This is a genomic window from Tardiphaga sp. 20_F10_N6_6 (genome assembly GCF_052076045.1).
In the GTDB taxonomy this organism is placed as follows: Bacteria; Pseudomonadota; Alphaproteobacteria; order Rhizobiales; family Xanthobacteraceae; genus Tardiphaga; species Tardiphaga robiniae.
This window is the reverse complement of sequence record NZ_CP197239.1, coordinates 453,169-475,350: the sequence shown is the minus strand read 5'-3', so window position 1 is coordinate 475,350 and position 22,182 is coordinate 453,169. Positions and strand designations below refer to the sequence as shown.

Genomic DNA, 22,182 nt, shown 5'->3' with positions numbered 1-22,182 from the left:
CTTACGGCCGCATCGCGAGCCGTGACGGACCTGCCGTGCGGAGCGGTTCGGCAAGACGTGCAAACTCACACAGCAGCGAGCGCGTCTTCGTGGGGTTGATGACTTCCTCGACCCAGAACTTCTCGGCCGAACGGAATGGCGAGCGCAGCTTGTTGAGGCGCTCCTCGATTTCCTGCTGCTTGAGCTTTGGATCGTCCGCCGCGTCGATCTCGGCGCGATAGGCCGCCTCGATGCCACCTTCCAGCGGCAGCGAGCCCCAATAGGCCGAAGGCCATGCGTAACGCATCGAGAACCGGTCGGCCGGCTGATGCACCACGCCAGCGACGCCGAACGCATTGCGGATGATGATCGTGCACCACGGCACCGTGGTCTGATTGACCGCGGCCATGGCGCGCACGCCGTGACGGATGGTCGCTGCCTTCTCCGCATCGAGCCCGATCATGAAACCCGGGCAATCCATGAGATAGACGACAGGCAGATGGAACGTCTCAGCGAGGTCGACGAAGCGCACGACCTTCTGGCAGGCTTCCGCGGTCCACGAGCCGCCATAGTGGAACGGATCGCTGGCAAGCAGCAGTACCGCACGGCCTTCGAGACGCGCAAAACCGGTGATGATCGGCCGGCCGAAATTCGCCGCCATCTCGAAAAACGAGCCTTTGTCGACGACGGCGTCGATGATCGGGCGCATCTTGTAGACCTGCCGACGATTGCGCGGCACGGCCTTCAGCAGAGATTCTTCCGCACGTTCGGGATCATCATTGCAGGCGATCGTGGGCGGCAAGTCATAGACGGACGATGGCAGATAGGACAGGAAGCGTCGCGCGCAGGCGAAGGCCTCCTCTTCTGTCTCCACGGCGTGATCGACGCCGCCAGCGCGCGTCTGGATATCGGCGCCGCCGAGTTCCTTCTTCTCAAGCGACTGGCCGAGGCGCGCGACAACGGGAGGCCCGGCGACGAACATCGCGGAATTCTTCGTCATCACCGAATAATGGCTGGCTGCGAGCCGCGCAGCGCCGAGGCCGGCGACTGAACCAAGGCCAAGGCCAACGACCGGCACCTGCGCCAGATTGGACGTCGTGTACCAGTACCAGCGCGTGCCCCCGACACCGCCCGGCAGATTGGCTGCGCCCCTGGTCTCGATGGTCTTGACCGAACCGCCGCCGCCAGAACCTTCGATCACGCGAATGATCGGCAGCCGGAAGTCGTGCGCCATTTCCTCGGCCATCAGCGGTTTGGCCGAGATCGACGCATCAGCCGAACCGCCGCGCACGGTGAAGTCATCGCCAACAACGACGACAGGCCGGCCGTCGATCTTGCCACGACCGAACACGCAATTCGCCGGCGTCAGATGCTTCAGCTCGCCAGACGCATCGTATTCACCAATGCCGGAGACTGCCCCGACTTCGTGAAAGCTTTTTGCATCTATCAGTCTGTCGATACGTTCACGAACTGTGAGCCGGCCTTGGTCATGCTGCCGCTTGACCTTGTCAGCGCCCCCCATCTCCCGCGCGAAGGCTTCGCGCCGGGCGAGGTCGTCGAGTTCCGGCTTCCAGTTCATTCATTCCCTCCGGGAGCATTTTTTTCTGAGCTGTTGGCGCGGGAGGCGCATCTGGAACGGGCGCACTGGTCAGGCCGCTATCTGCATTCTGAACCATCATGCTGATCGTGCCGCTAAGCTGACGCAGGATCGGAGCGATCTCGTCCTGCAGGCGCTGCTCGTCATACATGGCGGCAAGCAGACCGATGGTGACGACCACATAGGTCTGATACTGCGGCGACCAGATCGGCGTCGCAATGCCGGTAATATGCGGCGACCAAAGGCCACCTGCGAGGACGTAGCCGTTGTCACGCAGACATTCACGGTTCCCAACGATCTTGCCGCGCAGGATCTTGGCGTCCTCGGGCATTTCGCGCGCAATATCGTTGATCAGAGCATTGCCCACGTCTTCGTCGAGCGCTGCGGTGTAGGCATGACCGGCTGCAGTCCGGCCCATGGCAATGCGGCTGCCGGTGGTCGAATGCAATCCGAGCGCGTGATCGGCGCGGGCATATTCGAGATAGACCATGTGGAAACGATCGGGAATCGTGAAGCCGATCGTGCCAGGTACCTGCTCCGCCACTTCCTGCAAACGCAGGCGGATCAGGTTGCGCACCTGAAGTCCCCGCATCATCGAAGCACTCATCGCGACCGCACTCGATCCGATGCGGTACTTCTGATCTGCCGGCAGATAGGCGAGCTGGCCCATGCGCGTCAGCGTATGCGTCAGGCGCGATACGGTGGAGCGCGGCAGGCCGCAACGATTGGAGATTTCGAGATTACCAAGCCGGGCATCATGGCCCTCGAAGCAGCGAAGAATATCAAAGGCGCGCGAGACCACCTGGATCACATCGCCGTCGCCTGCCAGATCGCTGGCGAGCATGCCTTGTTTGCTGAGCCGTTCCGAACGTCGTCCCATGATGCGTTTCCCTTAAAACGACGCATCTCACGGGGAGCCAATCCGTTGGATTGCCCCGATGTGCGCCGCCGTCCCGTTCCACTCTGCGGAATTATATTCCACTTGCGGGCTACGCTACCTCAGGCAATCTGCGGCGACAACACCAAGCTGCTCGTTTCTTCTCATTCTTAGGGATTGTCCGGTCGCGTCGGCGCTACACCTATAGCGAGCAGCCGCCCGCGTGATCGCGGAGAACACCATGCCAGAGATCAAGATCCTCAGCGAAGTCGCCGGCCGCATCTGCTCACTGCCGCTCGCAACCGGCGATTCCGTAAATGAAGGCGACGAAGTGGCATTTGTCGAAGCCATGAAGATGGAAATTCCGGTCGCCTCTCCTGCCGCAGGTAAAATCAAATCGATGATCGTCGCGGTCGACGACGTGGTCGCGGAAGGACAGTTGCTCGGCACAGTCGAGACGTGAGCAGAATGCACTGACGACCTCGACTGCCTTACCAATGTGCTGCGGCATTCTGTCTGAGATGGTGACCGCTCCCATCATCCAGCGAACGGCCTCAGGACATTGCCAGCGCCTGACGGCGATGACATGATCGCTGAACAATAAAAAGCAATTCGCAAAGCGAATGCATCTGGAGGGGAAAATGCTTCACCGGCTTATCGCGCTGGCGTCCGTTGGCGTGCTCAGTTCGACCGGCGCTGTATGCGCACAGGATATCAAGCTTCCACCGACCATGGCGGTCACCGCCTACGACACCGGCACCGCCGGCTTCAACATCGCCGTCGCTGTCGGCAAGATGATGAAGGACAAATACTCCACCGATGTGCGTGTGCTGCCTGCCGGCAATGATGTCGCGCGGCTGGCGCCATTGCGCGCCGGTCGCGCCACGATCGCCTGGATGGGCTCGGGCATCTACTTCGCGCAGGAAGGCGTGTTCGAATTCGGCGTCAAGGAATGGGGTCCTCAGCCAGCGCAGGTCACGCTGTCGACCATCGACTGTAATGGCGCCTCGCTCGGCGTCGCTCGCGATATCGGCGTGAAGGAGATCAAGGATCTACGCGGCAAACGCGTCGGCTTCGTCGTCGGCTCACCTGCCCTGAACCAGAACTCGCTTGCCATCATGGCGTTCGGCGGTCTCACCAAGGCAGACATCAAGCCGATCGAGTTCGCAAGCTACGGCGCAATGTGGAAAGGCATGGTGAACAACGACGTCGACGCCGCCTTTGCTACCACCATCACTGGCCCGGCCAAGGAAGTTGAGACATCGCCGCGCGGCATCATCTGGCCGCCCCTCCCCGCGGAAGACAAGGCCGGCTGGGAGCGCGTCAAGCGTGTGGCACCGTTTTTCAATCCACATGTCGCGACCTGCGGCGCGGGCATCACGGCATCAGCGCCCGTCAACATGAGCACCTACCCCTACCCCGTCGCGACCGTCTACGGCTTGCAGGCGGAAGATCAGATCTACGCGATCACCAAGGCGATGATCGTCAACTTTGACGCCTACAAGGACAACGCACCAGGCGCGTTAGGCCTCGCCGTAAAGGCGCAGTCCATGAAATGGGTCGTTCCGTTTCATCCCGGCGCCGTGAAAGCGCTCAAGGAAGCCGGCAACTGGACGCCAGAAGACCAGACACACAATGACGGACTGCTGAAGCGGCAGGACGTCTTGAAGGCCGCATGGAGCGAATACGCCAAGGCCAGTGCATCAGCCGGTGAAAAGGAGTTTCTCGACGGCTGGATGACTGCCCGCGCGGCTGCGCTCAAGAAGGCCGGCATGCCGAACGGCTTCGAATAACGTCGTTATTTTTAGCTGTAACCGCGAACAATAATCGGGGCCATTATGTCAATTTCGTCACCCGATCATGCGCGGCCCGCATCCGACATTCCCGTAAAAATGGAACTCGACGATCCCCATGGAGTCGCCGACCTCCAGGAGTCCGAGGTCTCGCGCGTTCGCGCCTTGCACGGCGTGTGGCGCTGGGCGCTGATACTGGCCACGCTCGCAACCATCCTGCTCTGCATCAACCAGCAATTTTCGCTGCGCTTCTTTGTCGATGTCACGCAACTCAACACCGAATATTTCTATCTGCTAATCGCGCTGATGCTGCCGTTCACGTTCCTGATCTTTCCGGGAACGTCGAAGGCCGATCTCGACCGTGTGCCATGGTACGACGTCGTATTGTTCGTCGCCACTTTCGCGGCCGCGATCTTCCTGATGATGAACATCCGCAAGGCCGCGCAATTTGGCTGGGAATTCGACGGCGCACCTAAACCCGTGATCGCCGCAGGCCTCGTGATGTGGTTCGTGCTGATGGAGGCGCTGCGCCGCACCGGCGGCTGGAGCCTGTTGCTCAGCGTCTTCCCCTTCACGCTGTATCCACTGTTTGCCGACGCCAAATGGCTCGGACCGTTCCGCGGCACCCAGTCGACGCTGGAGCAGACCACGGCCTATCACGTGCTATCTGGGGAGAGCCTGCTCGGCATTCCGATCCAGGCCTTTGCCGACACCGTGATCGGCTTCCTGGTGTTCGGCACGGCGCTGATGATGACCGGTGCCGGCAAGTTCTTCATCAACATTGCCTTCGCGATGTGCGGTACCTTCCGTGGTGGCGCGGCAAAGGTGTGCATCTTTGCATCCGGCCTGCTCGGCACCGTCGGCGGCAGCATCGTGTCCAATGTGCTCACCGCCGGAACGATGACGATCCCCGCGATGAAGAAAACCGGCTTCACGCCGTCCTATTCAGGAGCGATCGAAGCCTGCGCGTCCACCGGCGCCGTGCTGGCGCCACCGGTGCTGGGCGCGACGGCCTTCGTCATGGCGCAGTTCATGAACACGAGCTATGCCGACGTCGCCCTCGCCGCCACCATTCCGTCGATCTTGTATTACTTCGGTCTGTTCGCGCAGGTCGACAGCTACGCCGCGCGTCACAAGCTCGAAGGCATCCCGCGCGAGGAACTGCCTCGCTTCATGGACGCGCTCAAGGAGGGCTGGTACTATCTCTTTGTCATCGCGATCCTTGTCGTGATGCTGCTGTACTTCAAACGCGAGAGCCACGCGCCGTTCTACGCCACCGCTTTGCTGGTCATCCTGCATCAATGGTCAGGCCCGGCACCGTGGAAGAAGGGCAACACCGCCGTCCTGGCGCTCTCGATTGTGCTGACCGGATTAATGGTCTGGCTCGATCTGCAGAACGCCTATCTGTGGGGGATGTGCATCCTCGCAGCGCTCAATGAATTCTTCCCCGGCAAGAACTGGGGCGGCGCACGATGGATCCACTTCCTCGAACTCAACGGTAAGACCTTCGTCGAACTGATCGCCATTCTCGCCGGCTGTGGCCTGCTGATCGGCGCGTTCTCGCTCACCGGCGTAATCTCGAGCCTGGCCAACGACCTTCTGGCGATCGCCGGCGGCAACGTCTTCCTGCTACTGATCATGTGCGCCTTCACCAGCCTGATCCTCGGCCTCGGCCTGACGACGACGTCCTGCTACATCTTCCTCGCTATCCTTGTCGCACCGGCGCTGGAGAAGCTCGGCCTCAACAAGATGGCCGTGCACATGTTCATCTTCTATTGGGGCATGCTGTCCTCGATCACGCCACCGGTCGCCATCGCCTCCTTTGCCGCCGCCGGCATCGCCGGCGCGCCGGCGATGAAGACCGGCTGGGAGTCGATGTGGGTCGGCAGCATCATCTATTTTATCCCGTTCTTCTTCGTGCTGAATCCGGCGCTCCTACTGCAGGGCGACAGCCCTTACCTCGAAGCGTTCGGCCTTACCGGCCTTGCCTGTCTCGGCATCGTCTTCATCTGCGGCGGCATTCAGGGCTATCAGGCCTATGTGGGCGATCTGCGCCGTGCGGGCGCAATGGAATGGCCGCTACGTGTGCTGCTGGTGATCGGTGGCTTCGTGATGGCGACACCCGGAGGCGGCATCAATCCGCTGTCGCAGTGGCAGATCATTGCCCTCGCCGCCTGCATTCTCGCACCGACGGTGCTGATCGCGCTGGCGCTGATCAGGCGCGGCGATGCGCGGCTCGCCGTGTTATAATCGCGAAGGCATTCAGGTCGATTGAAGATTGAAAGCTAGAAGAACTCTTCCGGGCAGGGATCGACGATCTTCCAGAGATCCATGCCGTTCTTGATCTTCTTCATTTCCGGCGTGAGACCGCCGTTACGCGCAAGCCAGTCTTTCACCGGCGGCGGATAATAGGCCATCAGGTCCGAGGTGCCCTCGTAGCTGATCACCTTCATGCCGAAGGTGAAAGCCTTGTCGTAATAGGCTTGGTGGAAGCCAAGACTGGCGCGCGGAGTCACGCAGACCTTGTTCATCGGCACGATTCCGAACACCAGCGTGCAGGCCGAATTGCAGATGCCGTCGATGATCACCCGCTCCTTGCGGTCGCGGATGCGCTCATACTTGGCCTTGTATTCTTCGACATAGCCGCCGTGGTCCCGGGTGATGCGCAAATCTGCCCGTGCCGGGGCCACAGACAGCACCAGCAGGGACAACAGGACAGGCAGCAGCGAAAGACGCATCGCGTGATGAAACCGGTAAGGGACCCCAAGCCAACGCCCTTTTTCCGGCGTCAGCACACCGCCCGACTCTGGCCGGACAGTGCTAGTATTCCGTTAAGCATCGCCTTTGAGCGAAAAAAAGGCAGAAACCGGCCCTGCCTCACTCTCTGCCCCACCCGGCCTAGCCGTTCAGGAACATCCGGTAGACCGGATTTTGCGTTTCATCCTCATAGGGATAGCCGAGCGACGTCAGCCGCTGCGTCAGGGTCGGGCGGTCGGCCTGCGGGACTTCAATCCCAACGAGCACCCGGCCGTAATCCGCGCCGTGGTTACGGTAGTGGAACAGCGTGATGTTCCAGTCCGCCCCCATCTGATCGAGGAATTTCAGCAAGGCGCCTGGACGCTCCGGAAACTCGAAGCGCAGGATAACCTCGTCCCGCAAAGCCGGCGGTGCTCGCCCGCCAACCATATAGCGGATGTGCAGCTTGGCGGTTTCGTCCGCGCTGATGTCCAGCACCTTGTAGCCGAGCGCCTGCAACTGCCCGATCAGCTCGCCCTTGTCGTTCTTGGCGCCACTCAGCTTCAGGCCGACAAAGACATTGGCTTCCTTGGCATCGGCATAGCGATAGTTGAACTCGGTGATGTTGTGATTGCCGATGGTCTGAATAAAGCGGCGATAGCTGCCGGGCTGCTCCGGAATGGTCACGCCCAGCAGGATCTCGCGGGCCTCGCCCACCTCCGCACGTTCGGCAACATGGCGCAGACGATCGAAATTCATGTTGGCGCCGCTGTTGATGGCGACCAGCGCACCGGTGCGCGTAGGATTGTTCGCGGCATAGCTCTTCAATCCTGCCAGCGCCAAGGCGCCGGCCGGCTCCGCAATCACGCGCATATCCTCGAAAATATCCTTGATGGCAGCGCACATCTCGTCGGTGTCCGCCGTGATCACGTCATCGAGCAATTCGCGGCAGAGACGGAATGTTTCGACGCCAGCCTGGCGCACGGCCACGCCGTCGGCAAACAGACCGACGCGATTGAGGACGACGCGCTCGCCAGCATCTATCGCGGCTTTCATCGATGCGGCATCGACGGGCTCGACACCGATGACCTTGGTCTCCGGGCGCAGAAATTTGATGAAGGAGGCAACGCCGGCCGCAAGCCCGCCGCCGCCGATCGGCACGAACACCGCCTCGATGGGATCGGGATGCTGCTGCAGGATTTCCATGCCGATGGTGCCCTGCCCCGCGATCACGTCGGGATCGTCATAGGGATGCACGAAGGTCAGCTTCTGCTCGGCCTCGAGCTTGCGCGCATGCGCCGCTGCTTCGTCGAACGTGTCGCCGAACAGCACGGCATTGCCGCCCCAATATCTGACAGCATCGACCTTGATCGGCGGCGTGGTCACCGGCATCACGATGGTTGCCTTGATCCCCAGCCGCTGCGCTGACAGCGCCACGCCTTGCGCGTGATTGCCAGCCGACGCGCAAATCACGCCGGCCGCGCGCTGCTCCGCGGACAACCCCGCAATGCGGTTGTACGCGCCGCGAATCTTGAACGAGAACACCGGTTGCAAATCCTCGCGCTTGAGCAGCACGGGGCTTCCCATGCGCGCGGTCAGCCGAACCATCGGGTCCAGCGGCGTCTGGATCGCGACGTCATAGACGCGGCTGTCCAGGATTTTGCGAACGTAGTCAGTCACAGGTAGCCCTCGAACATGTGGCAGAGACCGAACTGGCCACAGAACGGCTTGCCGACAGCTTGTCGGCGCAGATGGGCACCGAAATGACCGAGAAATCAAGCCTGTTCTCCAGAAAAGCACCTATGAACGCCCGACCGCCATTTCATGGATCGGCGTTAACGATGGTGTACGGCTCTCGGCGTATGTTGTCTTGCTGATCCAGATATTCAGAACCAGCGATGTCCTACGATGCAACTATCGCCAGCCGAAGATGCAGAAGCACCAAGATCGCGGACCGATCGCACGCGTCAGGTCTGGATTGATTTTGCACGCGGTATAGGCGTCATTCTCGTGGTCTATGGCCACGTACTCGGCGGCCTGATACAGCCACATCTGTTTCCTGACGGACCGCTCGCGCAGTGGATGAGCTATACGCTCTATACGTTCCACATGCCGCTGTTCTTCTTTCTCGCGGGCCTGAACGTACAGCACAGCCTCACACGCGGCACTCGCGCGTTCCTCACCAGCAAGGCATGGACGATCGCCTACCCTTATGTGCTTTGGTCGCTGATCCAGGGCAGCGTGATCATGCTGATATCACGCAATGCCAATATTCCCATCACCGCCAGCGACCTCGTGGCGATCTGGTATCGGCCGATGGCGCAATTCTGGTTTCTATATGCCCTGATGATTTGCCACATATTGGCGGTGCTCATTCCCAATCGCACCATCATGATTGTCGTCGCGCTCGCTGGCCTGATCGTGTTCATGCTGTTGCCGATCCGCCCCGATCTTGCGCTCACCATGCATCACCTGCCGTTCTATGTCGCGGGACTCTATGCAACCCGCATCGTGATGGCGTGGCAGCCTCATGGGCGAACGGGCTGGACCATGTTGACCGTGATCGCCACTGCTTTCGCTGCTGCGGTCGCCGTTGGAGGACAGCTCTCCGGCTTCGACGCAAATGGCATAGCATCGTTTCCGGCTTGTATTCTCGGCATCACCAGCACCGTGTTACTTTGCAAATTGCTCGACGAAACAAGGCACCGCTGGCTGGCACTGGTCGGCGTGATGTCCATGACGATCTATGTGCTGCACATCATGGCGGGATCCGGCACGCGGATCATCATGCAGATGCTGCACATGCCGCCAATGCCATGGGTCTATCTCCTCGCAGGCACCGCGGCCGGCGTGATCTTGCCCATGGTAACCCATGTCGTGTTGCAGCGACTGAACCTGCTGGCACCACTCGGGCTTGCGCCACTGCCGAGGCGCAAACCTGCACCCGCTCCGCTTGTCAGCCAGGCGGCCCGATCGGACTAAACTCTGCCGGTCCGCACCTGCTCCAGGGGCATCGCGGCATCCTCGGCAGGTCTGACAGTTTGGTCGTGCGGACAGGCCATCGCGAAAATCATCCAGAACAGAGCGGATATCTCACCTGACGAGATACTGGTCAGGGGCAAGTGAATCAGGATACCGCCGAGCGACAGAGCGCCGAGCACCACGCCTTCTTTGGTCGGCATCCGCCATGCCGCAGACGTGCTCCAGACCCCGACCCAGATATAGGCTGCCAAACAGAGCAGTCCGACGGGAATGCCGAGCGTGAGCCAGCTCGCAATGATCTGGCCATCGACCGGCATAGTGCCCGCGACACCGATATCGGTGAAGCTGAAGCCAGACCCCACCACCATGCTGTCAGGTGTATTCCACAGCGTCACGAATTCTTCGAGACGCTCGTTGCCGCTGCCATCCTCGGAACCGCTGCCGAGCGACTGCAGCCGCTCGGTGATCACATCGCCGAAGGGCGTGAACAGGACCGCCGCCATGGCTGCGCCGACGATGCCAAGTCCGGTCGCAAGCGCCCGCCGCCGTGTGGATTGAAACACCATGCAGAACACCACGGCCAGCGCGAGCGCGATCCAGCCGGTCCGATACAGCGACAGCAACAGGCCCAGTGCAGCGGGCGCCAGGGCAATCAGCGACTGCCATCCCGGTCTCAGGAAGCCCAGCAACAGCAGTCCCGTTGCGGTGAAGGTCGCGTAAGTGGCGGGCCCGTTCATCGTGCTGAAGACGCGCACCATATAGGGCAGCGGATACCCTGCCGACAGGATCGAGGCGTAGTTCATCCAGAACCGATCCCAACTCGGCGGATCGACATATTGCCATATGCCGTAGAGACCCGTCAGCGGCAGCACCACCAGAAAGATACGCGCCATGGCATTGACGAGCTCGCCATCGGACCTTGCGCGCTGCTGCAGAGCGATGCCGTAAAGCACGGGCGCCGCCCACTTCAACGCACCTGTCGCAGCGCTCATCCAGTCATTCTGAAAAACCGACAGCATGGCACCGTAAGCGATGCAGGCCAGCACGATGGCCGGCGCGATCAGCCAGGGATCGCGCAACTGCTCGCGGGAGGACAGCAACGTCCACAGGCTCGGTAACGGCGTCAGGATGAACAACAGCGGCCCGATCAGCATGATGCTGGCCGCGTCGTAGCCGACCGACACATCGACCACGCGCCGCACGAATGGTGCGAAGGCAAACAGCAGGATGGCCGACTGGATATGGGCCGCAGTGCTGCGTTGCCAGGCCAGCCAGCCGGCAGCGGCGCAGCCGACCACGAAGAGCGGACGCGACAATCCGCCCAGCGCGGGACCGACCACCAAGGTCACGATCAGAAGCAGCGCAGTCGGTAGCCACCCGGACAGGACGAAATCCACCGGACCGGATTTGAGTCGGCCTTGATTCATAAAGGCAGACTATAGCGAGCAGCCTCCCCGACGTTAGGCAAAACCGCTGCGCTCCCCCATCGCGGGGCTAGCTTTTGCGACTTTCGCCGCTATGGTGCCGCCGTCGCACTCGTAGCTCAGCTGGATAGAGCATCGGATTTCGATTCCGAGGGTCGGGCGTTCGAATCGCTCCGAGTGCACCATCACAGGTGCCCTTAAACGCCTGTGTCCATTCGGCTTTTCCAGGGACTAGGCGCTCGCTTCGCGCTCGATCGTCCGCAGCCGCACGAATGCCGCCCAAGCTTGGGGAAACTCGGCACTCTTGGCATCAATGGCCATCAGAGCCCGGAGGGCTTCCCGAATTTCGTCCGGCGAAGGCCGCTGAGATGAGGTTCCCGCTTTGGACTTCGCCCAGAGATCTTCAACCGATTTTGCCAGCACCAACGCCTCGGCATTCGTTCGTTTCTGCACATGCTTTGCCAACACGTGGTCCGGCGGAAAGACTGGCCACGCGGTCGGCGGCTTGTCGGCACGCCAGTTGGATTCGGGGCCGGGCGTGGTTTTGAATGTCTGATTTCCCGATTGCTGCCCGCCCGAGCCGGGTTGGCCTGCCAGACGTCCGAGTTGCTGCTCGGTCGTCCCGGCCGGTCCACTGCCCGCAGGTGATAGTTGCGACGCCATATCCGTAAGCACTGACGGATCGGCTGTCGGCAGCGTCTTTTGAACCAGCTTGATCGCCTGGAGCGCACTGGGTGATATGCCGATCTTCTGTTGAGCCAGCTTCTCTTCTTCTTCAGAGACCGGACAAGCCTTGTACGCATCGTGCCGTTGCGCGATCTCTCCATCGTCGTCGATACGCGCAAAGTCGATGGCGACCGTGTAAACGAAAGCTCGATGCCCGGTGTAAGCTCCCGATTTGTCCTTGGCGTTCACGCTGCCGCAAACATATTTCCTGTTATCGACCTGGACCGACCGCAAGCCATCGAATTGCGCAGATGACGGATTGAGCAAGAGTCGCGTGACTGCAGCACGCGCCTTCGAGTTATTGGTTGTCAGGATGGCATCTAGCGCATAGTCGGGCCGAATGAAGGACGGCTGATAATAGAACACGGATGCAGCCGCAAAAAACGCTGCACCCACGCCGGCAGATATCAGGGCAGCTGGCGTGTTCATGCAGTAACGTGCTCCGCCGAGGCCCTTCAACAAGCCAGGGATTCCACTTTACATTGCACCAGCTTGTAACCATTCCGTTAACGCGCACCTCCACAACCGCCGCGTCTGAAACCCGTCGTTGCGGTTGCACGATTCAACCGAATAAGGCTGTGCGCCACGGCGCTCTTTGAAAACAACATCTCGATGGCGTGCTGAACCGCAAAGTCTGCCGTCAGCGGCATTTACCAGCCGTTACCACCATCCAATTTAAAATCCCCGGCGCCAAGGAAGCGTCGATGACCCCTGAAAAACCAAATGCTGGCCGCGTCGCGTTCGAGCGCGGTTTCCCTGTCTGGCTCATGGCCATTGACGGCACATGGCGCCGCAGTTGCCGCATCATGGACGTGTCCGAGACGGGCGCACGCCTTATCGTCGAGAGTTCGATTGAGGGCATCAATCTCAAGGAATTCTTCCTGCTGCTGTCGTCCACAGGACTGGCGTTCCGTCGCTGCGAGCTGGCCTGGGTCAATGGCGAGGAAATCGGCGCGACATTTCTGCGACAGGGCGCCAAGAAGAAAGCCGCTCGGCCGGCCGACACCGAATCCTGACATCCCTGCGACCGTTTCCGGAACCTGGCACCCGACACGCAGCGCTGACGCCCCTCCACGGATCTGCCCAACTTTGCGGCAGGAACATTCGCGCGCCCGAACTCTTGTTATCCCGTGAACAGTTGGGTGCGTTTATCCGTTTGAACCCGGGAGCCACCGTGAAGAATTTTTCCCATGCCGCGTTTCCGCCAGACACAATCTCAGTGATGAAACAAGCGCTGGACGGAGCTGTTTCAACGCTGCCGCATCCCGTCAACTCCGCTCACGTGCAATCCATCGCCGAAAGCATCCTGCGCACCACAAGCGAGGGTGAACGCGATCCCACGATGCTCCAGACCATGGCGCTGCTGGAATTGCGGATTACCCAGCGGGACTGACGGCCGACCGATCATCACGACCTCGTGGATAACGAAAGTGGGGCTTGCTGCAGCGCAACCAGATGCCATATTCCGCGTTATCGCCTCATCACGGAGGTTGCCGCATGCCCTACGCGCTGTTTTCAAATTCGGTCAAAGTCAGTAAGGCCTTCCCCAACAAATCCGATGTCTGGCGGCATGCCGTCGAGAGTGGCTTGGTGATGGAAGTCGGCCTGGGCGAGGAAGATCCGCCGCGTCGTCTTCTCGATATCGGCTATGCGATCCACGCATGTGCTGCCGATCCAGTCGAGAAATCGGCCGTTACAGGCATGAGCGAGCACGACATCAGCCAGATGATTGCCGCCTGTCAGCTCAATCAGCGGTCCGCAGCCGCCGCATCGTAAATTCAATGTCGCCGTCTGGCAGCTCGCGCCAGCGCTCAACTTCACTCATGTAAGCCTGCTTCGGAAACCGGTCCAAAAACGCCCGCGCCGTCTTGCGGGCGTTTTCGCGTGGCTGTGTGAAGCTCTCGCGCACATAGCCGTCATCGATGGCACGCCGCTGCTGGCGCGCGGCCATTCTCTCCGCCAGATCGCGCGGTGTTCCCGGCATTGCTGCTACTCCGGACACAAGCAACGTCTGATAGATTGTCACGGATGACCGGCAGATCAAGCGTCATGTTTCACGGCGCGACAGGTTTGCGCTCAGAAGAAAGGGCGCACCGATCACTCGGCGCGCCCCTTCCCTGTTCTCGCTGAACCAGGCGCCGAGACGCCCTTCCGAAGCTCAAAGAGTGAGCCTAGCGGGCGGCCTCAGCGAGGTGACAGCGCTTGGAATTAGACACTGGACCACCTCCTTTCATTGTTCGTGACAGCCTGAGTATAGGAAAGATTCGCGCCGTGTTAAGGGGCGCGATCCAGACGAGCCATGCAATCTCGCACAGGGCGCGCGAGCCAGCCGCCGTTGTGAAGGCTTGGCCATGCATGCATCATCTTTCTCTGCTGTTGCTCCGCGCATCACCTGAGCGAGCATTGGACAGCGGTAAAATCAATCAAGGACGGAAGCGACCATTGGGCTTGCCCCACCTTGTCCATTAGGTCCCTTCCCCGATGTCCAGCAATCTCGACGCCCGGCCGAAAGGCGTGATGACGCGTCGCGCTGCCATTATTTTTCAGATCGCAACCCTCGGCACTGTCGCCATGTTCGCCAGCGCACCGACACCACTCTACCGGATCTATCAGGACCACTGGCACCTCTCGCCGGTCATGGTCACGACGGTGTTCTCCGCCTATGCGCTCAGTCTGCTGGTTGCGCTGCTGACGGTCGGGGGATTGTCGGATTATATCGGTCGCCGACCGGTGATGTTCTCGGCGCTGATCCTGAATGTCGTGGCACTCCTGGTTTTCATTACCGCAGATTCCGTCGTGGCACTGATCACCGCCCGCACCATTCAGGGATTTGCAACCGGCATTGCCTTCGGCACCATCGGTGCTGCCATGCTCGATCTGAATCGCGCGCACGGATCGTTGATGAACAGCCTGACGCCTGTAACGGGCACAGGGATCGGCGCGTTGCTATCCAGCGTACTCGTCAGCTACGCGCCAATGCCGACGCAACTGGTCTATCTGCTGCTCCTCGTAGCAACGCTCATACAAACCATTCTGCTGTGGTGGATGCCGGAAACGGTTGCGCGTCGTCCCGGCGCATGGGCGTCGCTCCGACCGATCGTGACCGTACCGCCTCACGTGCGACAACCCTTGACCCTGGTCTCGCCGGGCAACATCGCCGTCTGGGCGTTGGGCGGGTTCTACTTGTCGCTGATGCCCTCGCTGCTCCGGCTCATCACCGGATCGAATTCGCCTCTCCTTGGTGGACTCGCCGTGACAGCGCTGACCTTGAGCGGTGCCGCCTCGATGCTGGTGGCACACAAATGGCCCGGCACCACCATTCTGGTCCGCAGCATGGCGTGTCTTATTCTCGGCGTGCTGATCACGCTGGGCGGGGTCTACACACAAAGCGTCCCACAACTATTGGTCGGCACGATCATTGCCGGCTTTGGCTTTGGCGCCGGATTCTTCGGTAGCATCCGGACCGTTGTGCCGCTTGTCCCCGCGCATGAACGCGCTGGATTGCTCTCCGTAATTTTCATCATCTGCTATCTCGCCTTCAGCCTGCCGACTATCGTCGCAGGCTTGGCAATCCCGACACTCGGCCTGCCGCTGACGCTTGATATCTATGGCGCAGTGGTGATCGTCCTCGCGGCGATCTCGCTGATCGCCGCACTCGCATCGAGCCGCCGGGCGTCGTGACCGGCTATGTCATGCTACCTGGCATGAAACAACGGATCACTGTGCCGGACGAACCCTGTATCGGCCACACCATGGTGCGACCGACGCGGTTCGGCACCGTGATGACAGCTTCGTCAGGTACGTCGAGCCACATCCCGTCGATCCGCACCTTGTAGTGCCCGCTGTTGGATTCCCAATCCACATCGCTGACGGCGCTGCCGTCTGCATCGGAACAACACGGACCCTTGCCGCTGCGCAGACTATCGAACCAGGCTTTCAGATCGGGGCTGGTATTGGCGAATTGTCCGCGATCGCGCGCTGCGACCGATTGCATCAGCGGCACAGATAACAGAGCCGCAACACACAAGGTCGGCACTCTCAGCTTCAGCCTGCCTGCACGACGCCGGACGCGTCGATCGTGAGAGATAGTAGTTGGCGAACACGGCGCGTCGGCGCCGGAAGTCATCCAGTCGCTCATTTGCTTGCTCCAGCCCCCGGCCGGCACAATGATGTTCAGGTTTGTCGCGGGCAACGTGCCCGCCTCTTCCGTAGTCACTCACGCAAAGCGCATCATACGACTATCGAAGAACGGCTGCGCTTCAACTTCGCGACAGACGCCCAATCAAACGATAGGCGATTCTCCATTAGCACCGGCAGGCTCTCTTCGCACTGCAGCGAATTTGTGGTGATAACTTCAATGGCAGAGGTATTTAAGAACGCCCTCGTCGCGAAGTGCCAAGGCGGCAAGCGAGCGCACCTGCGTCACTCGGTCTTTCGCTCGTGCACCAACAGCGCCCGCGAATGCGTTGACGTTGGTATACGGTCTTTGCAATACTTCTGATTGCGCAACCAAGGGACGGGTTTGCGCCATCGGGCTATTATGAAGAATGGACTCTACTCGATCCATGTCGAGCTTCTCGACGGGCGTTCAGGCAAGGGCAGCGGTGTTGTAACCTTTCGCGAAGGCGAACTGCTCGGCGGCGACGCGTACCTGTTCTACGTCGGTACCTATGTTCTCAACAAGGAAGCCGGCACCTTCAAGGGCGAGGTTTCCGTCATGCAGCACACGCCCAGCCCTGACATGAGTCCACTGTTCGGTGGCCAGAGCCAACCGGTCGGCATCGGTCTGTCGGGTACTTTCACGGATACGTCGGCGACGATGAACGGCACAGCGCTCGTCGGCAAGCACAGCCAGATATTCCGCGCGACACTGCGCAAGCTTGCGGAATTTCAGCAGTAGCAGCGTCCGCTATTCCGCAGCCATCTCCAGCGGCGCGACGCGCGGCAGGATGATCTGGATGCGCGTTCCCTGCCCCGGGTCGGACTGCAGATGCAGACGACCACCGAGGCGGCTGGTGACGATGCTGTAGACGATGTGCAGACCCAGGCCTGTGCCACCCTGATCCCGGCGCGTCGTGAAGAACGGGTCAAAAGCACGCCGCCGGACCTCCGGGCTCATGCCGACGCCGTTATCCGCAAAAAGAATTTCCACATGATCGTTGCCGGCTTCCTGCACCTTGATCTCGACCGAGCCACCATTGCCATCGGGGAAAGCATGAGCGACGGAATTGAGGAACAGATTGGTCAGCACCTGACCATACGGACCCGGATAGCTGTTCATCGTCAATCCCGGCTTGCAGTCGACCGAAAGCGCCAGCTTCTGTTTCCGTAATCCTGGCTTCAAACTCATCACCACCTGCTCGGTGAGATCGGCGAGATCAAAGACGCGCTGGTCCGAGTAATTGCGGTCAGCGGAAACCTGCTTGAACGACTGGATCAACTCAGCCGCGCGATTAAGATTGGCGACCAATTGTGCCGCCGCGTCGCGGTTGGACTCGATGAATTCAGTCAGGGTCGAGCGGCGCAGCTCGCCGCGCGCAACCTCCTCGCCGAACAGCGCGATCTTGCGTTCCAGCGATGACGCCACGGTCAGGCTGATGCCCACTGGATTGTTGACCTCATGGGCCACGCCGGCAACCAGCCGCCCAAGCGCCGCGAGCTTCTCCGCCTCGATCAGCGAATTCTGCGTCTCACGCAGATTGCGTAGCGCCGTTTCGGCGGCGTCCTTGGCCTTGAGCATCTCCTGCTCGCTGCGCTTGCGCTGGCCGATATCGAGCGCCACGGTCACGATGTTCTGGATATCACCATCGGTCGTCAGCAAAGGCAGCTTGTTGACCAGCCACTGCCGCATCACACCGGCAGCGTCCTTGTACTCTTCCTCGTAGAAACCGAGGCCCTTCCTGGTCGCCAGCACCATCTTGTCAGGCGAGTCGGTCTTCGACGCGCCAAAGCGCATCATCAACTCGCCAGTGGTTTTCCCAATCGCCTCACCGGGCTCGATGCCGAAAATCCCCGCCATATACCGGTTCATCAAGACGTATCGCAGATCGGTGTCTTTTACGTTGATGACGGCAGGAACGGTATCGATGACCTGCTGCAGCAACCTGCGACCTTCCCTGATCGCGGCTTCGGCATGTTTCTGGTTGGTGATGTCGCGAACTGTTCCCTCATAGCGCACAACCTCGCCATTCTCGTCGCGGACCGCCGTGGCGCTGTCGGACAGCCAGAGGACCGTGTCGTGCCGTTGACGGACCTGATACTCGAATTCGCGCACCATTCCGTCGCTTGCCATGCGCTGCTGATACTCGGCGCGCGCCGCGGGATCGACATAGATGTTGCGCGAGATATCCAGCGTGGCGCGGATCAGGTCTTCCGGTGAATCATACCCCATCATCCGCGCCAGTGCCGGATTGGCATTGAGCAACGCACCTGCCGGCGTCGTCACATAGATGCCATCGACGGATCCTTCAAACAGCTTGCGATAACTCTCTTCCGCCAGCCTCTGCTCGGCCAACGCATGCAAGGCCGCCTCGCGCGCGGCATCGGCATCGACCAGCGTCTTGCGGAACACCTCCGCGGCGCGCGCAATGTCACCGATTTCATTCTCCAGATCCATGGCCGGGATCGGCGTGTGCTTGGCGCCGCCAGCTAGTGCACGGATCGACTTGGCAATCGCCTTCAGCGGCTTCACGATCCGCCGCACCACGAACAGTGCCGCCAACAGCCCGACCAGAACGCCCGCCGTGCCAAGGATGATGCTTTGCCATCTTGCCTCGGTCAGCGTGCGCGCGAACTCGCGCGACAGCACCCGGCCACGACGGGCGCTAAGCTCCCGCAACAATTCGGTCACCCGGCCGATCAGGCGGCCTTCCGCCCCGAGCACATCCCTGTCGAGATCGGCGATCTCGCTCTCGGTTTCCGAAATCGATATGATTGCATCGGTGTAGGCATCGGCGGCCGCACGAAGCGCGGGCGTGCTGATCGGCAGCGCACGCATGCGCTGGGCGGCCTGCTCGGCTCCGATCGGATCGCGCGCCAGCAAAGCCGCCGCGATCTCGTTCTGCGCCCGGAACATGGCCTTGGCGGCATTTGAATTCGTCACATCCGGAACGGCGTTCTCGAATTGCTCGCGGAGCGGCGGGAGCGTCGCCAGCATAGCGGAGCGACGTGCGATCAGCGATGAGACGCGCTCGATCCCTTCGCGGTACTTGGTCAACCGCGCGTCGACACCGTCGATCATGTCGCGCTGCTCGGGCGCAAGCTCGATCCGGGTCTTCTTCAGGAGATCGCCGAGCGCCGTGGCAGCCTGCGAGACCTTTTCCGGCTGTGCATCGGGATCGGTGACGAAATCGCGTGCAGCCAGCCGCAGGCTGATGAGGCGGCGGTCGATGTTTTCGGCCAGATCGCCGACGCTCTGCAGCCGCTCAAGCTCGGCGAAGGTATTGTCAATATGACGGATCGCAACCACGCTGGCGATGCTGGTGATGAGGATCACCGTCAACACCAGCAGGAACCCGCTGAAAGTCAGCTGGCCGATCGAGAGCGAGGACGATCGGACCCGCTGAAAGAATGCCGCAATGGCAGAGGACATGGTTGTGGGACCGGACTTCAGAGCGTCCCAATATATCCCGACTTCAGCCGCCGGGGGAACATGCTGGACGGCCCGATCGGGCCGAACCGTCCAGCATGGTGTTTATTTCGGCCTAATCGCGTCGGCTGTACCCTGGATGAAGGCCTGGATCTTGACCACATCCGCTTCCGTGAGCTTGCCGGTAAAATCAGGCATGCCCTTGTCCTTGAATGGCCCGTTGAAGACGATGTCCTTCAGGTTGGTGATGGTCTCGGTGGGGACATAGCCCAGGTTGGGCACATTGCCGCCCTTATCCACGCCGGGCACGCCGTGGCAGGTCGCACAGGCATTAACGTAGATCGAAGTCCCCTCCGGCACGTGAGCGGGATCGTATTTGACCCCGGTCAGCAGATTGCCGATCTGGTACTTGGTAAAGGCTGGCAACGGCGCCTTGCCGCCAATGGCAAAGGTGTAGACCGTGCCGGGCGCCTCACGATCCGTCGCGCGCTGGGTGATGCCGAATACGCCGCCCCACCCGACCGCCACCGAGACGTATTGCACGCCATCGACCATATAGGTCGCAGGTGCGGCCACCACGCCGGTGCCGACCGGCGTCTCCCAAAGCTTCTCACCTGTCTTGGCGTTGTAGGCGATGAAGCGGCCGTCCGCGGTCCCTTGGAACACGAGATTGCCGGCCGTCGTGAGCGTACCGCCATTCCAGGGGGCGATATACTCAGCGCGCCAGGCTTCTTTCTGCTTCACCGGATCCCACGCAATCAGGCGACCGAATGGCGGGTTCTTCGGCGGCGCGGCATTGAGCGAGAAGCCGACATTCCAGCCGGTGGTACCGCCGAACTTGTTCGAGCCCGGCGCATTCTGCACCAGCGTTTTCTCGCCAGTGAGGTTCAGAGGCACGCCCTGCGCCGGCAGATAGACCAGCCCGGTTTGCGGATTGAACGACATCGGATGCCAGTTATGGGCACCGAACGGTCCGGGAATGCTGTCGAAGGATTTGTCCGGCGAGCGGGCTTCCGGGACCTCGATCGGACGACCACTGGCGTCGTAGCCGGTGGCCCAGTTTACATCGACAAAGTTCTTGGCAGAGATGAACTTGCCGTTGGTGCGGTCGATGACGAAGAAGAAGCCATTCTTCGGCGCGTGCAGCACCACCTTGCGCGGTGCGCCGTCGATGGTGAGATCGGCCAGGATCATCGGCTGCGTCGAGGTATAGTCCCAGTTGTCGCCGGGCGTTTCCTGATAGTGCCAGAGATATTTCCCGGTATCGGCATTCAGCGCGACGATCGAGCCGAGATAGAGATTATCGCCGCCTCCCGGACTGCGCAGATTGCGATTCCACGGCGAGCCGTTGCCGGTGCCGATATAGACCATGTTCAGGTCGGGATCGAAGGTGATCGTATCCCAGGCCGAGCCGCCGCCGCCATTGACCCAGTATTTGCCGGCAGGATCCCAGGTCTTCGCCGCGGCAGCCATCGAGTCGTCCTCGAACGGCTTGGCCGGATCGCCGGGCACCGTGAACCAGCGCCATGCCTGATTGCCGGTCTCAGCGTCATAGGCCGTAACGTAACCGCGCACGCCATATTCGGCGCCACCATTGCCGATCACCACCTTGCCGTTGAACACGCGCGGCGCGCCGGTGATCGTATAGGACATCTTGCGGTCGATGACCGTGTCCTTCTCCCAGACCTTCGTGCCGGTCGCGGCATCCAGTGCGACCAGCCGGCCGTCATAAGCCCCCACGAACACCTTGCCCTTGTAGAGCGCGACGCCGCGATTCACGACATCGCAGCAGCCACGATAGCCCTTCTCGCGATCTACGCCGGGATCGAAGGTCCATAGCCGCTTGCCGGTCCGGGTATCGACGGCATGCACCACGCTCCATGGCGCCGACACATACATGATGCCGTCCACCACAAGCGGCGTCGCTTCGACGCCGCGGATGGATTCCAGATTGTACGTCCACATCAAGCCGATATCTTTGACATTCTCGGCCGTGATCTGATTGAGCTTGCTGAAGCGCGTCTCGGCATAATCAAGGCCGTAAGTCGGCCAGTCCTTGGACGTCGCCGTATTGGCTGTGATCGCGGCACTATCGATTGCCGATGTAACCGCCTTTATGTGATCCGGTGTGCCCTTGGTCTGTGCGTTGGCGGCACCGCCCAACAACGTCGCGCCGAGCGCTACTGCGATGGATGTTCGGAGCCAACGGTGCAGTATTCTATGTGAGTTGAGTGTCCCGTTGAAAAATGGACGCAAGGGCGCGCCCCGACGAGCAAGCTGTCTCATGCATTTCACTCCCAATGGCCTCTGGCGGGCCTGTCGCGATGTTACGCGCAGGAGTTGAATCGTCAACAGATGAGAACAGTTCCAGATTTTTCTCTGACGCGTTTTGCATCGCAAAGATCGCGGAGATCTTTTGAACCATCTGGTGAGATATAAGCGATCAACCGCGCTTGCCCGCCCCTCACCCATCGTTATGA

The 22,182-nt window shown here is 60.9% G+C and carries 19 protein-coding genes and 1 tRNA gene; 10 read left to right on the top strand and 10 right to left on the bottom strand.

All coding sequences use genetic code 11. The annotated features are described in order from the left end of the window. Position 1 precedes the first annotated feature (1 nt). Together AB7813_RS02120 and AB7813_RS02115 are read right to left on the bottom strand one after the other, a co-directional pair. A complete protein-coding gene (locus AB7813_RS02120; RefSeq protein WP_439063683.1) occupies positions 2 to 1,558 on the bottom strand; it encodes an acyl-CoA carboxylase subunit beta in 1,557 nt (518 codons plus the stop codon). Then, positions 1,488 to 2,456, bottom strand: a complete 969-nt coding sequence (locus tag AB7813_RS02115) for an IclR family transcriptional regulator (RefSeq protein ID WP_320443935.1) — start codon at positions 2,454 to 2,456, stop codon at positions 1,488 to 1,490. The genes AB7813_RS02120 and AB7813_RS02115 overlap by 71 nt, the downstream gene beginning before the upstream one ends. Positions 2,457 to 2,694: 238 nt before the next feature. Here AB7813_RS02115 and AB7813_RS02110 point away from each other — a divergent pair, with 238 nt between their 5' ends. The 3 genes from AB7813_RS02110 to AB7813_RS02100 all read left to right on the top strand — a co-directional run bounded on the left by AB7813_RS02110 (position 2,695) and on the right by AB7813_RS02100 (position 6,496). After that, positions 2,695 to 2,916, top strand: a complete 222-nt coding sequence (locus AB7813_RS02110) for an acetyl-CoA carboxylase biotin carboxyl carrier protein subunit (RefSeq protein WP_068730696.1) — start codon at positions 2,695 to 2,697, stop codon at positions 2,914 to 2,916. A gap of 178 nt (positions 2,917 to 3,094) precedes the next feature. Further along, on the top strand, positions 3,095 to 4,246 hold the full coding sequence (locus AB7813_RS02105) for a TAXI family TRAP transporter solute-binding subunit (protein ID WP_439063682.1): 1,152 nt from the start codon (positions 3,095 to 3,097) through the stop codon (positions 4,244 to 4,246). A 45-nt stretch (positions 4,247 to 4,291) separates the two neighbouring features. Then, entirely contained in the window at positions 4,292 to 6,496 is a 2,205-nt protein-coding gene (locus AB7813_RS02100) for a TRAP transporter permease (protein ID WP_120290224.1), read from the top strand. Positions 6,497 to 6,531: 35 nt separating this feature from the next. On the opposite strand, the gene AB7813_RS02095 is transcribed toward AB7813_RS02100, so the two are convergent. Together AB7813_RS02095 and ilvA are read right to left on the bottom strand one after the other, a co-directional pair. After that, positions 6,532 to 6,984, bottom strand: a complete 453-nt coding sequence (locus AB7813_RS02095; RefSeq protein WP_439063681.1) for a hypothetical protein — start codon at positions 6,982 to 6,984, stop codon at positions 6,532 to 6,534. 160 nt (positions 6,985 to 7,144) lie between these two features. Then, complete coding sequence (gene ilvA, locus AB7813_RS02090; RefSeq protein ID WP_439063680.1) at positions 7,145 to 8,662, bottom strand: threonine ammonia-lyase, biosynthetic; 1,518 nt, start codon at positions 8,660 to 8,662, stop codon at positions 7,145 to 7,147. A 228-nt stretch (positions 8,663 to 8,890) separates the two neighbouring features. On the opposite strand from ilvA, the gene AB7813_RS02085 reads away from it, so the two are divergent. Next, the gene (locus AB7813_RS02085) at positions 8,891 to 9,964 is read left to right on the top strand and encodes an acyltransferase family protein (protein ID WP_439063679.1); all 1,074 of its coding nucleotides are present in this window, start codon (positions 8,891 to 8,893) and stop codon (positions 9,962 to 9,964) included. On the opposite strand, the gene AB7813_RS02080 is transcribed toward AB7813_RS02085, so the two are convergent. Beyond that, positions 9,961 to 11,391 (bottom strand): O-antigen ligase domain-containing protein, encoded by a 1,431-nt coding sequence (locus AB7813_RS02080; protein ID WP_439083588.1) that lies wholly within the window; start codon positions 11,389 to 11,391, stop codon positions 9,961 to 9,963. The genes AB7813_RS02085 and AB7813_RS02080 overlap by 4 nt on opposite strands. Positions 11,392 to 11,496: 105 nt before the next feature. On the opposite strand from AB7813_RS02080, the gene AB7813_RS02075 reads away from it, so the two are divergent. Continuing rightward, a tRNA-Arg gene (locus AB7813_RS02075) sits at positions 11,497 to 11,573 on the top strand. A 46-nt stretch (positions 11,574 to 11,619) separates the two neighbouring features. Here AB7813_RS02075 and AB7813_RS02070 read toward each other — a convergent pair. After that, the gene (locus tag AB7813_RS02070; RefSeq protein ID WP_439063677.1) at positions 11,620 to 12,543 is read right to left on the bottom strand and encodes a hypothetical protein; all 924 of its coding nucleotides are present in this window, start codon (positions 12,541 to 12,543) and stop codon (positions 11,620 to 11,622) included. Between the two features lie 275 nt (positions 12,544 to 12,818). On the opposite strand from AB7813_RS02070, the gene AB7813_RS02065 reads away from it, so the two are divergent. The 3 genes from AB7813_RS02065 (at position 12,819) to AB7813_RS02055 (ending at position 13,890) form a co-directional block, all read left to right on the top strand. Then, positions 12,819 to 13,130, top strand: a complete 312-nt coding sequence (locus AB7813_RS02065) for a pilus assembly protein PilZ (RefSeq protein ID WP_089267262.1) — start codon at positions 12,819 to 12,821, stop codon at positions 13,128 to 13,130. A 158-nt stretch (positions 13,131 to 13,288) separates the two neighbouring features. Further along, a complete protein-coding gene (locus AB7813_RS02060) occupies positions 13,289 to 13,507 on the top strand; it encodes a hypothetical protein (protein WP_093759133.1) in 219 nt (72 codons plus the stop codon). Positions 13,508 to 13,551: 44 nt separating this feature from the next. Next, positions 13,552 to 13,890, top strand: a complete 339-nt coding sequence (locus tag AB7813_RS02055; protein ID WP_320443929.1) for a hypothetical protein — start codon at positions 13,552 to 13,554, stop codon at positions 13,888 to 13,890. Here AB7813_RS02055 and AB7813_RS02050 read toward each other — a convergent pair. Further along, positions 13,859 to 14,098 carry a hypothetical protein gene (locus AB7813_RS02050; RefSeq protein ID WP_093758827.1) on the bottom strand — a complete coding sequence of 80 codons (240 nt, stop codon included), beginning with the start codon at positions 14,096 to 14,098 and terminating at the stop codon, positions 13,859 to 13,861. The genes AB7813_RS02055 and AB7813_RS02050 overlap by 32 nt on opposite strands. Positions 14,099 to 14,595: 497 nt before the next feature. Between AB7813_RS02050 and AB7813_RS02045 the strand changes: the two genes are divergently transcribed. Further along, positions 14,596 to 15,795 carry an MFS transporter gene (locus tag AB7813_RS02045; protein WP_439063676.1) on the top strand — a complete coding sequence of 400 codons (1,200 nt, stop codon included), beginning with the start codon at positions 14,596 to 14,598 and terminating at the stop codon, positions 15,793 to 15,795. A gap of 4 nt (positions 15,796 to 15,799) precedes the next feature. Here AB7813_RS02045 and AB7813_RS02040 read toward each other — a convergent pair whose 3' ends face one another. Then, positions 15,800 to 16,252 carry a hypothetical protein gene (locus tag AB7813_RS02040; protein ID WP_439063675.1) on the bottom strand — a complete coding sequence of 151 codons (453 nt, stop codon included), beginning with the start codon at positions 16,250 to 16,252 and terminating at the stop codon, positions 15,800 to 15,802. A gap of 402 nt (positions 16,253 to 16,654) precedes the next feature. On the opposite strand from AB7813_RS02040, the gene AB7813_RS02035 reads away from it, so the two are divergent. Then, a complete protein-coding gene (locus tag AB7813_RS02035) occupies positions 16,655 to 17,014 on the top strand; it encodes a GrlR family regulatory protein (RefSeq protein WP_089267259.1) in 360 nt (119 codons plus the stop codon). Between the two features lie 9 nt (positions 17,015 to 17,023). Here the strand turns inward: AB7813_RS02035 and AB7813_RS02030 are convergent, their stop codons facing one another. Both AB7813_RS02030 and AB7813_RS02025 read right to left on the bottom strand, forming a co-directional pair. Continuing rightward, positions 17,024 to 19,705: a PAS domain S-box protein gene (locus AB7813_RS02030; protein WP_439058168.1), complete on the bottom strand. Its 2,682-nt coding sequence runs from the start codon at positions 19,703 to 19,705 to the stop codon at positions 17,024 to 17,026. Between the two features lie 102 nt (positions 19,706 to 19,807). Beyond that, complete coding sequence (locus AB7813_RS02025) at positions 19,808 to 21,868, bottom strand: PQQ-dependent dehydrogenase, methanol/ethanol family (protein WP_439063674.1); 2,061 nt, start codon at positions 21,866 to 21,868, stop codon at positions 19,808 to 19,810. Between the last annotated feature and the right edge of the window lie 314 nt (positions 21,869 to 22,182).